Origin of the sequence: Streptomyces sp. 8K308 (assembly GCF_004348315.1) — a bacterium.
GTDB lineage: Bacteria > Actinomycetota > Actinomycetes > Streptomycetales > Streptomycetaceae > Streptomyces.
In genome coordinates this window covers 1-1,113 of the sequence record NZ_SMKC01000647.1, presented here as the reverse complement: position 1 = coordinate 1,113, position 1,113 = coordinate 1, and the positions used below count along the sequence as shown (strand labels likewise).

At 75.4% G+C, this 1,113-nt stretch carries 1 protein-coding gene; it reads left to right on the top strand.

All coding sequences use genetic code 11. From position 1 onward, the window contains the following. On the top strand, positions 1-1,113 hold a 1,113-nt coding region (locus E1265_RS36410; RefSeq protein WP_132935203.1), incomplete at both ends, for a histidine kinase.

Below are 1,113 nucleotides of genomic sequence, written 5' to 3'. Positions count from 1 at the left end.
GCCGGGGGGTTTCGGCTGGGGTGGTGGACGCGGCGCCGCAGTGTCGCGGTCGACGTCGCGATCGCGCTGGTCGCGGTGGGGGAGGCTGTGGCCAGGGGGTTCGGTTTCGCCACCATGACGGGGCTGCCGGCGGTGCTCGTCGTGCCGCCGCTGGCGCTGGCCAGCGCCTCGGTGGTGCTGCGCCGCCGGTGTCCGGTGGTCGTGGTGCTGGTGGCCATCTCGATCCTGCCCGCCTGCCCGGGCACCACCATCGCGCTGGTCGGCCTCTACACGCTGGCCACCACCGACGCGCCGCGCCGGGTGATCGGGATGCTCGCGGCGATGCTGGGCAGCGGCACGAGCGTCGTCTTCTACCTGATGATGGAACAGGACCAGGGGCTGCGGGCGCAGCCGATGCCGGTGTGGTTCCCGCCGCTGGTGGCTGGGGTCTTCGGGGTGGTCTCGGCCGTCCCGCCGGTGCTGCTCGGCCTGTATGCGCGGGCGCGGCGGCGTCTCGTCGAGTCGTTGCGGGACCGGGCGTTCGGTCTGGAGCGCGAGCTGGCGCTGCTGGCCGAGCGGGCCGAGGAGCGTGCCGTGTGGGCGCGGGACGCGGAGCGGCGGCGGATCGCGCGGGAGATGCACGACGTGGTGGCGCACCGGGTGAGCCTGATGGTGGTGCACGCGGCGGCGGTGCAGGCGGTGGCCGTGAAGGATCCGGAGAAGGCGGCGAAGAACGCGTCGCTGATCGGGGACATGGGCCGGCAGGCGTTGACCGAGCTGCGGACCATGCTGGGCGTGCTGCGCAGCGGCTCGGGGACCACGCCGGCCGCCGAGGCGTCGTCCCGGCTGGCCGAGCTGGCGGCCGTGGCCGGGGGCGAGCGCCAGGCGGGGCCGGCGGAGGCTGGCCCGGCGCTCGGCGAGGTGACGGCGTTAGTCGACCAGTCGCGGGCGGCCGGGATGACCGTGGAGCTCGCGGTCGAGGGTGAGCCGCGGGGGTACGCGGCGCAGGTGGAGTCGACGGCGTACCGGGTGATCCAGGAGGCGCTGACCAACGTGCACAAGCACGCGGCCGGCGCTGCGGCCCGGGTGCGGGTGGCGCACCGGGAGGGCGAGGTGGCGGTGCTGGTGCAGAAC